The following is a 14,649-nucleotide window of genomic DNA, read 5'->3' as shown; positions in this document are numbered from 1 at the left end:
GGGGGCTAGGACTCCTGGGGGCTTGACTTCTCCAGGCTCCACTCCAGGGCGTCGGTAGTCTGCGCCAGGAAGCGGATCACCACCTCGCGCTCTTCAGGGGTCAGGGAATTGGCCACATCGAAGCGCTTGGCATGGTGCCGCCCCATTTGCTCGCGCGCGGCCAGATGCGTCTGCTCTGTGACCTCGATGCACTGGGAACGCCGGTCCGTCGGATGCTGGCTGCGCCGAACATGCCCATTGGCTTCAAGCCGGTCGATCATTTTTGTCACGGAGGCGCTGGAGATCCCGAGATAAGCGCGCAAATCGCTGGGGGTGGTCACCCTGCCGGCATTCTTTGCGGCAATCAATTGGCGAAGCGCGCGCATATCGGTCTCGTTCAACTGCATGTAGCGCTGCGAGCTGCGCATGATCTTGCGCTCAACCTGCCGCATGCGGCCCATCTCGGCCATGATCCGCTCGATCTGCGCCAGATCCTCAGGGGCAACGCCCCGCCGGTCAATCAGTACCTGTTCTGGATCCGATTCAGCAAGCCCATAGGTTGTAGGCAACCGCTCTACTGCCATATCGTCCTCCCCATGCCATTGCCCGGTCCAGAGACACCATCATTCGCTGTCCGTGTCCTTTGATACTACGCCTGACTGGCACGCCATGAGGCATGCAAAAACCCTGCTGTCCAATTGCTTGGACCGCAGGGTTATCAGGTGCGAGTAGAGAGACTTGAACTCTCACGTCCGAAGACACTGGAACCTAAATCCAGCGCGTCTACCAATTCCGCCATACTCGCTGGCGCGACGCCAAGAACCACGATCCTTGAAGGCGACCTCATTTAGTGTAACGGAAGTTCTGCCCGATATGAAATCGGGCACCACCACTACCTACTTTGGATCAATCCCCAAGTCACGGCGCAGCTTTGCAACGTGTCCGGTGGCACGAACGTTGTACTGGGCCAGGGTTACCGCACCCTGTTCATCCAGGACGATCGTCGAACGAATCAGCCCTTCGTAAACGCGGCCGTAGTTCTTCTTTTCACCCCAAGCGCCATAGGCTTCAGCCACTGCGTGGTCCTCGTCGGAAAGCAGCGGGAAATTCAGCTCTTCCTTTGCGACGAACTTTTCGAGCTTGGAGACCTTGTCTGGAGAGATTCCCAGAACCTGATACCCCAACGCCTTCAGCGACTCCAGCGAGTCGCGGAAATCGCAGGCCTGCTTGGTGCAGCCAGGCGTTGATGCGGCCGGGTAGAAGTAGATGATGGTCTTCTGGCCACGGTAATCGGCCAGCGCCACCGCGTTGCCGGCAGCATCACTCAAGGTGAAGTCAGGAGCCTGGTCGCCAACAGCCAGGCGTGCGGTTGCTTCGGAAGTACTCATAGCTGAACCTCTTCTCATCGCGGTATGCAAAAAATCCGATCTGAAGAATCAGATCGGATCAACTGTGCGCCCCCCGGGACTTGAACCCGGAACCTAATGATTAAGAGTCATTTGCTCTGCCAATTGAGCTAGAGGCGCATATCGCTCTGACTAGTTCGTTTTCACAACCCGTCTTTGCAACGTAGATAATCATAGACAGAAACTGCTCAAAATCAAAAATCGGCGCACAGCCGGTCAGTTATCGCATAACTACAGGTCAAAGCCTTTTTTGGACTACCAGTGCGGATATTAGTAATCCAAGACACAAATAATTTTTCCGCGGGCCAACAACTTGCGGGGCATGCCCGGAATCGGGAGCGCCAACCAGGATTATTCGCAAGCGGCATCCCGGTGAACGATTAGCAGATGGGGCCCGCCACCTCGACGCAGCCACTGCAGTGAATTGGATGCCGCGGATTCCCTTGTGCGCCATAGCACCAGGCCAAGGGCGGCGGGCGCGGGAGAAGTTCACTTCAAAAAGCAAACAAGGTCCGAAGCGCTGCCATGCGTGGCAACTATTCGAACCTTGATTTTGGTGCGCCCCCCGGGACTTGAACCCGGAACCTAATGATTAAGAGTCATTTGCTCTGCCAATTGAGCTAGAGGCGCTTATTTATTTTTTTGAACACACTTATCGGCTTAACCAAGAAATATGTTGGTGCGCCCCCCGGGACTTGAACCCGGAACCTAATGATTAAGAGTCATTTGCTCTGCCAATTGAGCTAGAGGCGCCCGCTGCGATGTTCTAGAAGCTTTTTGAGCTCCGCGCTTTCGCAACGAGATAAAACTTTACCAGCTTTATTCCCCAGCGCAAATTCAATGGGCCCTGATGAGCGGTGACCTTCATTACAGGATATGACTAGGGGTTACTTCTCAAGTCTTGGCGTCATTTGTAGAGTGAATCCATGAGCGCCCAAAGAACCATTTCTTTCCCAAGCCAAGAACTCATCGATGCCGTCGGTTCGTTGCCCGAAAACCTCAAACCCGTGCTTTGGGACCTCCAAACCGACCCGCAGGTACCCCTCGAAGACATCGAGATCGCGGTGATGCCATATATGGCAGCCCCCGCGGCCTTGCGCAATGTCCGCAAAGCGCCGAACCTGAAAATCGTGCAGACGCAGACCACCGGATACGACGGCATGGTGGAACTCATCGGCGATCGAGCAGATATCAACACCGCGGCAGGTGTCCACGCGGCATCAACAGCAGAGATGGCCATCGGATTGGCGATCGCCTCGCTGCGCGGATTCCCGCAGGCCGTCCGCGATCAGCGCGACGCGCGCTGGAATCCGCAGCAGTGGCCAGGACTGGCCGATCGGACCGTGGGCCTTGTTGGCGTCGGGGGTATCGGCGAGGAGATCCGCAAGCGGCTGGAACCTTTTGAGGTCAATCTGCTGCGCTTTGGCTCCATGGCTCGCACAGATGACCATGGCGAGATCCTCGCCGCCAGCGACCTTGCTGCCCATGCGCCAAAGATCGAGGTGCTGATCCTGATCGTTCCGTTGAACAATTCCACCCATCACTTGGTGGATGCACAGCTGCTTGCGCAACTCCCCGATGGCGCCACTATTGTCAACGTCGCGCGTGGTCCGGTGGTCGACACCCAGGCGCTTGTGGCCGAAGTCGCGTCCGGACGCCTCCATGTCGCCTCCGATGTCTTCGACCCGGAGCCCTTGCCCGAGGATCATCCGCTGTGGAAATGCCCCAACGCACTGATTATTCCGCACAATGGCGGTAATACGGCGGCTTTCTTCCCTCGCATGGTCAAGCTGCTGCACCGCCAGCTGGCCGCATGGTCGGCCGGGCAGCCCGGCGAGAATCAAGTGCACGGTAGCTAACGATTCGGCGACAGTTCCAGGCCCCGGGAGTTTCAGCCCCCGGGGCCTAAGCTTTGGTGCGCTATCTTTGATAAATACCAATACATCACCACCGGTTCTGGTGGTGCGTGGAATTGCCAACTGCTTGCTAAAAGGAAGATGAGCCATCCCAGTGCCCGATTTGCCACTAGGTTTCGTATCTCGACGCGCGGTGCTGACCGGTACATTAGCGACAACTGCGCTGGCATTAACTGCTTGCACTGGAAACACCGCGGGCACGGCTTCAAGCACCGCTGCAGCTAGCGCGTCCGCCAAGCCGGCTCCTCGCACCCTGAGATTGGCAGCCGCCGCTCCCCCCATCAAGCTCGATCCGGCCATTGTGGCCGACAACGAGTCCTTCCGCATCACGCGCCAGGTCTATGAAACGCTGATCGATATTGATCCGGATACCGGCGGAGCTGTCGCTGGATTGGCCGAATCCTGGACTGAAAGCAATGACGGCCTGACCTACACCTTCACCTTGCGGCAAGGCGTGCATTTTCATGACGGCACCGAACTCAATGCCCAGGCGGTAGTTGCGAACTTCAAGCGGTGGGAATCGCTCCCGGCATCGCTGAGCAGACAGTCAACGCAGGGTTTCTTCGGCGTATTCCACTACGACAACAACATTCCCACACTGCCCAAGGCCAAGGATCTTGAAATCCCGGCCAAGGAAAAAGAGAACGCCACACCTGAAGAACTCGCAGCAGAGCAGCAGCGCCTCCAGGAACTTGCCGACCTGCAGAAGCAATTCACCACGGATCTTTTCAAAGGCAAATCCGAGGGTGGTTCTGCAAGCCACTTCAGATCCATCAAGGCCACTGATACGTATGTCGTCACCCTGAACTTGCGGCGCCGGCTGCCGGGCCTGATTGAAGCCCTGACGCTTCCGGGCTTGGCGATTGCCGCTCCGAGCGCGCTCACCGGAGGCCCCAAGGACAACCCTGCGCAATCGTTGACTGCCAAGCCCATGGGCACCGGTCCTTATAAATTCGTTTCCCTCGAAAATGACGTTGTCCGGCTGGAGATTTTTGCCGATTACTGGAATCAGGCACGCTTGACCGACAACAAGCAGCATCCTGAAGTCGTTCTCGTCTCTTCCATTCCCTCTCCCTATAATCGAGAAGGCGCCCTGCTGGCCGATGAGATTGACGGTTTTGACATGGTTTCGGTGGACACCATGCGCACCCTGGTGCGAAGCGCCAAGGTCGTCGTGCAACGTGACCCTTTTTCCGTGCTGTATCTCGGGATGGACCAGCGCAACCATTGGCTGGCCAAGCCAGAATTCCGCCATGCAATAGCCCACGCAGTGAACCGAAGCTCACTGGCCGACAAGTTGTTCATCCAGGGCTCCAAATATGCGGCAACCATCCTGCCTCCATCACTGAGCATTCCGAACCCGGAGGACACCGCAACTCATGATGTGGCCTTGGCCAAGGAGCTGCTGGCCGGGATTGGCTACAAGGGCGAGGAAATCGAGTTCGCCTACCCGCTGCGGGTCTCGCGCAACTACTTGCCGCTGCCTGAACGCACCTTCGCGCAAATCGCTGAAGATCTCGCCCAGGCGGGCATCCGGATCAAGCCCCGTCCCATCGCCTGGACCGACGGCTATGCCAAAACTGTCCTGTCAAGCGAGTTCAACGGGCTGCACCTGCTCGGTTTTTCTGGCGGCTACCGGTCAGCCGACGACTTCCTTTCGGGCATCTTGGCCAACAAGGGCAATGAGTTCGGATACAAGTCCACGTTACTTGACTCACAAATCATGCTCGCTCGATCGATCCCGTCGGGCGAAGAACGCACCGCAGCCTACGCGAGCATCTTGAAAACGCTGGACGAGGACCTTCCCCTGCTGCCGCTGGTATTTCCAATCTCTGCGCTGGCATTTAACGGAAATGTCACCTTCTATCCGCCATCTCCGATGCTCAACGAATGCTTCGCCGACGTCCAGATGACGAATTCTCCAGCCATCTCAAGTTAATGACCGTTAACCCAGTTATGGATTTCTGACCCTAGGGGGGTTAGGTCTACTCTGGGATAGAGCAAAGTATCACTGTCGATGGAGATCCTCGTGCCTTCTGAAACGTCAACCGAATCTTTTGACGTAGTACTAATCGGTGCCGGCATCATGAGTGCCACCCTTGGCACTCTGATCAACCAGCTGGAACCAACTTGGTCTATTGGTCTCTTTGAGAACCTGGACCAGGCAGGGCAGGAATCCTCCTCCCCTTGGAACAACGCTGGAACCGGCCACTCGGCCCTGTGCGAGTTGAACTACGCACCGGCCGCGGCGGACGGTTCAGTTGATCCAGCCAAGGCCATTGGCATCAACGAGCAGTTCCAGATCTCCCGCCAGTTCTTCTCCTGGGCCGTGGAGAACAAGCGCGCAGCTGACAACAGCTTCATCAACGCACTGCCCCACATGTCCTTCGTTATCGGCGAAGACCACTCCAAGTACCTGAAGACCCGCTATGAGGCCTTGAAGCCTAACGCGCTCTTCGAGGACATGGAATTCACCACCGAGCTGGACACCATCAACCAGTGGGCTCCATTGGTTGCCCAGGGACGCGATGCTTCGCAGACCGTAGCGGCCTCGCGCGTTGTGGCAGGAACCGACGTTGACTTCGGCCGGCTGACCAGCGACCTGACCAACTCGCTGAGCGCCGCTGGCGCCTCGGTGAACTACGGGCACAAGGTTCAGAACGTCAAGCGCTCCGGTGCCGGCTGGGAACTGACAGTGAAGGACAAGGCCTCAGGCGCAGTCAAGAACGTCAAGGCCAAGTTCGTCTTCGTTGGCGCCGGTGGCGGTGCCTTGCCGCTGCTGCAGAAGTCCGGCATTGACGAGATCAAGGGCTTCGGCGGCTTCCCAGTCTCCGGCCAGTTCCTGCGTTGCACCGACGAGTCGGTCATCGGCCAGCACAACGCCAAGGTCTACGGCCAGGCATCGGTGGGCGCCCCTCCAATGTCGGTGCCTCACTTGGACACCCGCTTTGTTGATGGCAAGCGCTCTTTGATGTTCGGCCCTTACGCCGGCTTCTCCATGAACTTCCTGAAGTCCACCGGCCAGCTGGATCTGCCGCTGTCGCTGCGTGCGCACAACATCATCCCGATGCTGGCTGTCGGCAAGGACAACTTGGACCTGACCACTTACCTGATCAAGGAAGTTCTCAAGTCCCGCGCCAAGAAGGACGAGGCACTGGCCGAGTACTTCCCGGCCGCCGATGGTTCCCAGTGGGAACTGATCACCGCGGGCCAGCGCGTACAGGTCATCAAGAAGGATGCCAAGAAGGGCGGCGTGCTGCAGTTCGGCACCGAGGTCATCACCTCTTCGGACGGCACCATCTCCGGCCTGCTCGGCGCTTCACCTGGTGCCTCCACTGCTACCCCGATCATGATCGGCCTGCTCTCGCGCTGCTTCCCGAAGCAGTTCGCGGGCTGGGAGTCGAAGCTGAAGGACGTCATTCCTTCCTACGGCCAGAAGCTGAACGAAAACCCGGCACTTTACGCCGAGGTCAAGGCAGCCACCGATAAGGTATTGGGACTCTAAAAAGTTTCAAAAAACGAGGCCCGGGCCGTTTCCTTCCCTTCCAGGGAAGGGATCACGGTCCGGGCCTTTGTCATGCCGCTGAAGAGGTGACCTCTATGGAGAGCCCGGAACGCAGGGTCTGCAGCACCACGCAATACTTTTCCGTAGTCTCGATCAGCTGCGCCACTTCCTCATCACTGGCCTCGGTGTCCAGCTCGAAGGACAGGGCAATGGATTTGAAGCCCACGGGGGCCAGCGGATCCAGGCCCAGGGTGCCGCGCACATCCAGCTCGCCACTGGCGTGGATGCTTCCGCTCACATTCAGTGAACGATTGATCGCCACCGCCGCCAGCGTGACCCCGGCGCAGGCCACGAGCGCCTGCAGCAGCATATCCCCCGAACAGGCCAGCGACCCATCGCCACCGGTGGACGGATGCAACCCCGCCCGCACCATGGCCTGGCCGGTGCCCACCGAACAGGACAGGGATTCCTCCCCGAGCTTGCCGCTGGCCTCCAGCACAATGCAGCCAGCTTGCGGCTCTTCGCGGTAGAGCTCCTTCAATGGTCTCTGCACGCTGCGCAATGTCTCCCGATCCATGCTCCCCAGCCTCCTGCGATGATCCGCGGGCAGTTCCCGCTACACCGAGTATGCGCCCAGAATCCCCGCCTGAACCCGCTGCATTTCGTGTTTTTTAGGGCGACGGCAAGCCTGCGCTTTCCCCCTTAACTCGCGCGCAGGTGGGATGGCTTCCAATGGCCTGTTCCACCTCTGGACAGATGATCGTTAACTGCCAACAGACCCAAGTTGCCGTGGGGAAAACGCCGGGACTCGCGGAATCACAAGAAACCAGCCTTGCGCTGGCAAGCTGACATCCATCAACCAGATTCAGCTTTGTGCTGGCTACTGGTTGCTTCACAGCTCGATATTCCCGCTTATTTCAGTGGTAAATCAGTGTCATGGCCGTTTTATCGAATCGAATCCCGCCTTCTTGAGAAAGCTGAATCAGATAAGTGCTGATGCGCCTCAGTGAATGGAACTGCAGGCGGGAATCCCGACAACTACTGGAACAGCCCAGGCGGAAACTTTACGCAGGAGCTCCCCCGAAATCGTGCCGAGGCCAAACGCGGTCCTTGGTGCTGCAACGGTCTCCGCTGTAGCCGGCGCCAAAGACCCTGAGGCAAGCTATCGCTGGCAGAAAGAGAACGGATCCATCCCCACGAATACATTCCAAGCTCGCATTCTGCTGGCTCACGGCGTGTGGATGATGGTGTCCGACATTGACGGAGAACAGGGCGCTTGCCAATGGCTCCTTGCTGCCAACCGCTGGCGCGACGCAATTCCTCCCCTCGAATCCACTAATCAAGATCAGTTCAAGGCTGTAATCGATGCAGCTTTGGCGACGTCTCAAGGATGAGACTACGGATAATGATTAGCGCACTGGAAGAAGTGGATGACCCGCTAAGCATCGTGCGCAAACCGCAGACCTGCGGAAATCCTGCCAGCTCACGTGCAAAGGCCAATGAACAGGTCAACGTGCTCCTCAAGTAGCCCCACCGGATGCCATCAGGGGACAGGGCCGCCACGATCGCGTCCCTTAGTGGCTCCTGCGTTGCCCAGGAGCCTTGACTGCGCGTCGCCGTGACTCGAATCACTGGGCAGCCGATAGGCTCTAATTGGCGATTGGTTCCACCTCCCCGCTATTTCTCGCATCCGACCGCCTGAGCTCAGCTCGGCGCAGCATTGCTGAAAGGTATCAATGTCTTACTCCGCAGCGGAAAACCGCTATGAATCCATGCCGTACCGCCGCGTTGGACGAAGCGGCCTGAAACTTCCCGCAATTTCACTGGGCCTGTGGCACAACTTCGGTGATGACAAGCGCTTCGACGAGCAGAATGCAATCCTGCGCCGCGCCTTTGACCTTGGCGTCACGCACTTCGATCTGGCAAATAACTACGGTCCCCCGGATGGCACGGCCGAAACCAATTTCGGGCGTCACCTTGCCCAGGACTTCAAGCCCTACCGCGATGAGCTGGTCATCTCCAGCAAGGCCGGGCACCGCATGTGGCCGGGCCCCTACGGGGATGGCGGCTCGCGCAAATACTTGCTCTCCAGCCTTGACCAGTCGTTGGAGCGCATGGGACTGGAATATGTGGATATCTTCTACAGCCACCGGCCCGACCCGGAAACCCCAATGGAAGAAACCATGGGGGCGCTTGATCAGGCGGTGCGTTCCGGCAAGGCCCTCTACGCCGGCATTTCGTCCTACTCCCCCGAGCAGACCCTTGAAGCTGCGCGAATCCTCAAGGAGCTGGGAACCCCGCTGCTGATCCACCAGCCGAGCTACTCCATGTTCAACCGGTGGACCGAAGCCGGGGAACCAAATCTGTTCCAAGCCCTGGAACAGGCTGGCGCCGGATCAATCGCGTTCTCCCCGCTGTCCCAGGGCTTGCTCACCAACCGGTACTTGAACGGCATTCCAGAAAACTCCCGCGCCACCAAGGGGCGCTTCCTTTCCGAATCCGCCATTACCGAGCCCATCCTGAACCGCATCCGCGGGCTCAACGGCATCGCGGAACAGCGCGGGCAGACCTTGGCTCAAATGGCGATCTCATGGCTTCTGCGCGACCAGCCGGTCGGCACACCGGTCACCTCCGCACTGGTGGGCGCTTCCAGCGTGAAGCAGCTGGAAGACTCGCTGGCCGCAGTCGACAATCTCGAGTTCTCGGCTGAAGAATTGGCCGCCATCGACCAGTTCGCCGCAGAACCAGGAGGAAACGTCCGGGCATAATTTGCTTGGTTGCGCACTTCTGACACAGCTGGACCCCTTGAGCGCGAGTGCGTTCAAGGGGTTTTGCTGTGGTACTACTCCTCTCGGATGATCTTTGCCCATTTGGCCTCAGAACTGACAGTTGCGCTTCAACAACCACATAGACTTAATGCCAAGCCCTCTTCCGTACTGCGACCTAGCTAGGACTACACCCGCATGCAACGCTTGGCCATCTTGTCATTGAAGAACCGGGCGCTCATTGCGCTGGTCACGATCTTCGCCGCTGTGTTCGGGGTGATCTCCATGGGATCACTGAAACAGGAACTGATCCCGTCCTTGGAGTTCCCCCAGATCTCGGTCATGGCCACCCAGATGGGTGCCAGCCCCGAGGTCATCGATGAACAGGTCGCTGCCCCGCTGGAAACAGCACTGCAGGCGGTTGAAGGGCTTGAATCATCCAGCGCTACCTCGCAGGCCGGCTTCACCCGCATCGCGTTGACCTTCGAATACGGGACCGACATGGACCGCGCCCGCTCACAGGTGGAGCGCGCCATCTCCAACGCCAAGCAGCAATTGCCAGACGGCGTCGAGCCCACCGCCTTGGCTGGCTCCATTGCCGATCTGCCGGTTCTGATGCTCGCGGTATCATCCGATGAGTCCCTCGACGCGCTCAATGACGATGTCGAGCGCATTGCGCTTCCCAAGCTCCAGAAAATCGACGGGGTGCGCGAAGCCTCCGTGTCCGGCGGCGCCTCCCAGCACATCGCCGTGATCCCCAAGGACAGCGAGATGACTCGCGCAGGGCTCAATGTCGGAGATCTCAAGGACGGCATTGAAAATGCCGGCTCGCCCATCCCGGTGGGCAATATGGACGTGGACGGATTGGAACTTCCGGTCATTGCCGGATCCACCCCGGATAACTTGGATGCCATCAAGGACATTCCCCTGGTCACCGACAACGGACCGGTGCTGCTCAAGGACGTTGCCGACGTCTCGGTGAAGGCCGATGACGCCACCAGCGTCACTCGCACCAATGGCGAGGAAACGCTGTCCATCTCGGTCACCAAAACCCCGGATGGCGATACTGTCGCGATCTCCCACGCGGTAGCGGCCATGGTCGCCGACCTTGAGTCGGAATTGGGCCACAAGGCCACCATGACCACGATTTTCGACCAGGCGCCCTTCATCGAGGACTCGATCAGCCACCTGGCGATCGAAGGCGCCCTCGGCTTGGGCTTTGCGGTCATCATCATCCTGGTCTTCCTCTTCTCGGTACGTTCCACGCTGGTCACCGCCATCTCGATTCCGCTCTCGCTGATGGTCACCTTCATCGGCATGAACGTCTTCGGCTACACGCTGAACATGCTGACCCTCGGTGCGCTGACCATCTCCATCGGCCGAGTGGTTGACGACTCGATTGTGGTCATCGAGAACATCAAGCGGCATTTGTCCTTCGGCGAATCCAAGGCGCAGTCCATCTTGCTGGCCGTCAGGGAAGTTGCCGGGGCTATTACCGCAGCCACGTTGACCACTGTTGCGGTCTTCCTCCCCATTGCCCTGGTCGGCGGCATGGCCGGCGAGCTGTTCAGCCCGTTTGCCTTGACCATGACCATTGCGCTGCTCGCTTCACTGCTGGTGTCGCTCACGATCGTCCCGGTCCTTGCCTACTGGTTCCTTCCGCATCGCCCGGGAACCGACAAGGCGCGCACGGTTCACCTCGCCGAGGACAAGTCCTGGATGCAGCGCGCGTACCTGCCGGTGCTGAAGTCCACGCAGAAGCATCCGGTGATCACCCTGCTGGCCTCGGTGCTCATTCTTGCCGGTACCGTCGCCATGACGCCCTTGCTCAATACCAACCTGCTGGGTTCCACCGGTGAAAACTCGATCACTGTGACCGCGAAGATGCCTTCCGGCACGGCCCTGGACACCACGGTGGCAGAAGCGGGAAAGATCGAATCGATGCTGCGCGAGATCGATGGCGTTGAAGATGTGCAGATGACGGTGGGCACCGCCAGCGGCATGGCTGCCATGTTCGCTTCGGGCTCGGATACTGCCAGCTTCACGGCCATCACCGACCCCGACGTTGACCAGGAAGCGCTGGCCACTACGGTGCGCCAGCAGGTGGACGGGCTCGATCTCTCAAAGGACATGGCCGTCACCTTTGGCTCCAATTCCTCGGCCATGGCATCCAGCGATGTCACCGTGCAAATCAAGGCTCCGGACGAGGCTCTGCTGCGCGAGGCTACGCAGCAGATGCGCGAAGCGTTGAAAGATACCGCCCACGTCACGGGCATCACCGATAACCTCTCGGCAGAACGCGAACAGGTATCTATCGACATCAATGCCGATCAGGCCGCTGCCGCCGGGCTGACCGAGTCGCAGTTGGCTTCCATGGTGGCAGGCCAGGTCTCCCCTGTCCCGGCTGGCACGCTGCGCCTGGATTACACGGATCTGACGGTGCAGATCGGCGAGGGAATGAAGCTGGACAGCTTGCAGAAGCTGCGCGAGCTGAAGATCCCGACGGCCACCGGCGTGCAAGAGCTGCAGGATCTTGCCAAGGTGGATCGCGCCAACGTGGTCCAGCAGGTCACGACCTCCAATGGCGAACGCATTGCCACGGTGACGCTGACTCCCGAAGAGAACATGCTGGGCAGGGTTTCGACGGCGGTTGCCAAGACCCTGGACACCGTTGAGCTACCCCAGGGTGCCAGCGCAGAGGTTGGCGGCGCGGCCACAGAGCAGGCGGAATCCTTCAACCAGCTGTATCTGGCACTTCTTGCAGCGATTGCCATCGTCTACGTGATCATGGTGGCGACGTTCAAGTCGCTGATCCAGCCGCTGGTTCTGCTGGTATCCATTCCGTTTGCTGCCACCGGCGCCATCGGGCTGCTGCTGATCTCGGGCATCCCGCTGGGCCTGCCGTCGCTGATTGGCATGCTGATGCTGGTGGGCATTGTCGTCACCAACGCCATCGTGCTCATCGACTTGATCAACCAGTACCGCGTGGCAACACCCGAGCGTCCGGCGATGAGCTTGAACGACGCGATCATGCACGGTGCCCGCCAGCGTTTGCGCCCGATTTTGATGACTGCGCTGGCCACCATTTTCGCTCTGATTCCGATGGGCCTGGGACTGACCGGCCAATCCGGATTCATCTCGCAGCCGCTGGCTGTCGTGGTGATCGGCGGCTTGGTTTCCTCTACCCTGCTGACCCTGGTTCTGGTTCCGGTGCTCTACCGCCTGGTCGAGTCGGGCAAGGAAAAGCGCGCTACGCGCCGTGCCAACCACAAGCACTCGGCACAACAGGGCACCGACGCTGCAGATCTAGCTGTGGCCATGGATACTGCCAGCGCCAAGATCGCTACGCCCGCCGCGGCTGCCCCGGCGGCACGCGCGGCTTCCAAGGAACCGGAAACCACGGTCCGCAACCCAAAGCCAAATGCGGGGCCCGGCGCTTCGGTGGTCCACCCTTTCACCGGCCAGATTCCCACGACGCGCAAGGAACGGCGGGCGATCGAAGAGATGATCAATAAGTCGGCCAAGGATTCTGCAGAAGATTCCTGACCGGAACAGGCGAGGCGGAAACCTTTTTGGAGGTTTCCGCCTCGCTTGTTCTTCGCCCTGGGCTATTTTCGACAGGCAATTTCCCTCATTCCCCCGCCGGAATTCGAGGCAAAAACGGCGGCAGTGCACTTTCTTGCAATTTTAAGTTGTGCACAATTTAATTGTGTGCAATCATTGTCTCATGGCGATAGTTGATGAGATGGTGTGCTTCTCCCTGTACTCGGCAAGCCGGGCAACCAACAGGGCGTACGCGGAGCTCTTGGCCCCCTGGCAGCTGACCTACACCCAGTACCTGGTGCTGGTCGTGTTGTGGAATGAAGGACCAAAGCCGGTGCGGGAAATCGGCGATATGCTCCAGCTTGATTCCGGGACGCTCTCTCCGCTGCTGCGGCGCCTGGAAAGCAAAGACTACATCCAGCGGCAGCGCAGCGAAGCCGACAGCCGGGTCGTCAACGTGGCGCTGACCCAATCGGGGACTGAGCTGCGCCAGGAGTTGGCACATATCCCAGAACAAATCGCCTGCGGCACGGGGCTTCCCGACGTCCAAAGCGCCACAGCGCTCGTGAATTCGCTGCATCGAATCACCCAAACGATGCAAACCCTCCCCCTGGCGGACCGCTGAATCCCGGCGGTCCCCGAAGAACGTCCACCCCTAAGAAAGGCAGAACAATGGAAACCTTGTACACCGCAGAAGCACTATCCACCGGCCAGGGACGCGAGGGCCGCGCCCAGACCCCAGACGGACGTCTTGACCTGGTCCTCACTGCCCCGAAGGAATTGGGCGGCAGCGGCATCGGCACCAACCCGGAGCAGCTCTTTGCCGCAGGCTATTCGGCTTGCTTCCATTCGGCGCTGAACACCGTGGCCCGCGCCCGCAAAATCAAGGTTGAGGATTCCAGTGTCGGCGGACGGGTGAGCCTGCACCGCGAAGGCGAAGGCTACAAGCTCTCGGTTGAGCTTGAAGTGGTCATCCCGGGCATGGACCACGAAGCAGCGCAGGAGCTTGCCGACGCAGCCCACGCCGTCTGCCCCTACTCCAACGCCACCCGCGGAAACATCGACGTCACCGTCACTGTCTCCGATGACTAGACAGCTCAGCAACCCGAGGCACGCAGCCCGGCTGGCATTGGGCGCGTTCCTGGCCTACGCCGGCATCAGCCATCTGAGCTTTGCCCGCGAAGAGTTCCAGGCTCAGGTTCCGCCGAGCCTTCCGCTGGATCCGGATCTGGTGGTCATCGTCTCGGGTGTGGCCGAGGTGGGGCTTGGCGTCTCCTTGCTGGCATTGCTCAAGAAGCGCGTGCACGTCGGCTGGATTGTTGCCTTGTTCTTCGTAGCCGTGTTCCCTGGCAATATTGCCCAGCTGCTTGAGCACCGGGATGCCTTTGGGCTCGACACCGACGGCAAGCGGCTAGCCCGGCTTTTCTTCCAGCCGGTGCTCATCGCCCTGGCTCTGTGGGCCACCGGCGCATGGCGCGACCGGGATCAGCTCCGGACCAAGAGCTAGGGGCGCTCGGGAGATTTCAGGGGTGTGG

13 protein-coding genes and 4 tRNA genes are annotated in these 14,649 nt (G+C 59.5%); 10 read left to right on the top strand and 7 right to left on the bottom strand.

Features of this window, described 5'->3' with window-relative positions; translation table 11 throughout:
* Positions 1-5: 5 nt before the first annotated feature.
* The 6 genes from H6F58_RS05925 to H6F58_RS05900 form a co-directional block, all read right to left on the bottom strand.
* Positions 6-563: a MarR family transcriptional regulator gene (locus H6F58_RS05925; protein ID WP_060701386.1), complete on the bottom strand. Its 558-nt coding sequence runs from the start codon at positions 561-563 to the stop codon at positions 6-8.
* Between the two features lie 139 nt (positions 564-702).
* A tRNA-Leu gene (locus tag H6F58_RS05920) sits at positions 703-784 on the bottom strand.
* 91 nt (positions 785-875) lie between these two features.
* A complete protein-coding gene (gene bcp, locus H6F58_RS05915) occupies positions 876-1,367 on the bottom strand; it encodes a thioredoxin-dependent thiol peroxidase (protein ID WP_060701385.1) in 492 nt (163 codons plus the stop codon).
* A 65-nt stretch (positions 1,368-1,432) separates the two neighbouring features.
* Positions 1,433-1,505 (bottom strand) — tRNA-Lys (locus H6F58_RS05910).
* Positions 1,506-1,939: 434 nt separating this feature from the next.
* Positions 1,940-2,015 (bottom strand) — tRNA-Lys (locus H6F58_RS05905).
* A 47-nt stretch (positions 2,016-2,062) separates the two neighbouring features.
* Positions 2,063-2,138, bottom strand: a tRNA-Lys gene (locus H6F58_RS05900).
* A 173-nt stretch (positions 2,139-2,311) separates the two neighbouring features.
* Between H6F58_RS05900 and H6F58_RS05895 the strand changes: the two genes are divergently transcribed.
* From H6F58_RS05895 to H6F58_RS05885, 3 genes are all read left to right on the top strand, one after another.
* Positions 2,312-3,244, top strand: a complete 933-nt coding sequence (locus H6F58_RS05895) for a 2-hydroxyacid dehydrogenase (protein WP_195181322.1) — start codon at positions 2,312-2,314, stop codon at positions 3,242-3,244.
* A gap of 151 nt (positions 3,245-3,395) precedes the next feature.
* Positions 3,396-5,240: an ABC transporter substrate-binding protein gene (locus H6F58_RS05890; RefSeq protein WP_194943829.1), complete on the top strand. Its 1,845-nt coding sequence runs from the start codon at positions 3,396-3,398 to the stop codon at positions 5,238-5,240.
* A 78-nt stretch (positions 5,241-5,318) separates the two neighbouring features.
* Positions 5,319-6,806 carry a malate:quinone oxidoreductase gene (locus H6F58_RS05885; protein ID WP_195181321.1) on the top strand — a complete coding sequence of 496 codons (1,488 nt, stop codon included), beginning with the start codon at positions 5,319-5,321 and terminating at the stop codon, positions 6,804-6,806.
* 70 nt (positions 6,807-6,876) lie between these two features.
* Here H6F58_RS05885 and H6F58_RS05880 read toward each other — a convergent pair whose 3' ends face one another.
* The gene (locus H6F58_RS05880) at positions 6,877-7,383 is read right to left on the bottom strand and encodes an OsmC family protein (protein WP_195181320.1); all 507 of its coding nucleotides are present in this window, start codon (positions 7,381-7,383) and stop codon (positions 6,877-6,879) included.
* Between the two features lie 511 nt (positions 7,384-7,894).
* Here H6F58_RS05880 and H6F58_RS05875 point away from each other — a divergent pair.
* The 7 genes from H6F58_RS05875 (at position 7,895) to H6F58_RS05850 (ending at position 14,621) form a co-directional block, all read left to right on the top strand.
* Complete coding sequence (locus H6F58_RS05875) at positions 7,895-8,200, top strand: hypothetical protein (protein ID WP_195181319.1); 306 nt, start codon at positions 7,895-7,897, stop codon at positions 8,198-8,200.
* 11 nt (positions 8,201-8,211) lie between these two features.
* Complete coding sequence (locus H6F58_RS18310) at positions 8,212-8,334, top strand: hypothetical protein (protein ID WP_280521026.1); 123 nt, start codon at positions 8,212-8,214, stop codon at positions 8,332-8,334.
* 208 nt (positions 8,335-8,542) lie between these two features.
* On the top strand, positions 8,543-9,574 hold the full coding sequence (mgrA, locus tag H6F58_RS05870; RefSeq protein ID WP_195181318.1) for an L-glyceraldehyde 3-phosphate reductase: 1,032 nt from the start codon (positions 8,543-8,545) through the stop codon (positions 9,572-9,574).
* Positions 9,575-9,769: 195 nt separating this feature from the next.
* Positions 9,770-13,117, top strand: coding sequence for an efflux RND transporter permease subunit (locus tag H6F58_RS05865; RefSeq protein WP_195181317.1), 3,348 nt, complete (start codon positions 9,770-9,772; stop codon positions 13,115-13,117).
* A 181-nt stretch (positions 13,118-13,298) separates the two neighbouring features.
* A complete protein-coding gene (locus H6F58_RS05860) occupies positions 13,299-13,739 on the top strand; it encodes a MarR family transcriptional regulator (RefSeq protein WP_195181316.1) in 441 nt (146 codons plus the stop codon).
* A 47-nt stretch (positions 13,740-13,786) separates the two neighbouring features.
* Positions 13,787-14,206, top strand: coding sequence for an organic hydroperoxide resistance protein (locus H6F58_RS05855; RefSeq protein WP_060701379.1), 420 nt, complete (start codon positions 13,787-13,789; stop codon positions 14,204-14,206).
* On the top strand, positions 14,199-14,621 hold the full coding sequence (locus H6F58_RS05850) for a DoxX family membrane protein (RefSeq protein WP_195181315.1): 423 nt from the start codon (positions 14,199-14,201) through the stop codon (positions 14,619-14,621). Before H6F58_RS05855 ends, H6F58_RS05850 begins: the two co-directional genes overlap by 8 nt.
* Positions 14,622-14,649: the final 28 nt, after the last annotated feature.

This window comes from Glutamicibacter sp. FBE19 (assembly GCF_015524875.1).
GTDB classification, from domain to species: domain Bacteria; phylum Actinomycetota; class Actinomycetes; order Actinomycetales; family Micrococcaceae; genus Glutamicibacter; species Glutamicibacter halophytocola.
The sequence above is the reverse complement of the archived record's forward strand: the minus strand, read 5'-3'. Positions and strand labels throughout refer to the sequence as shown.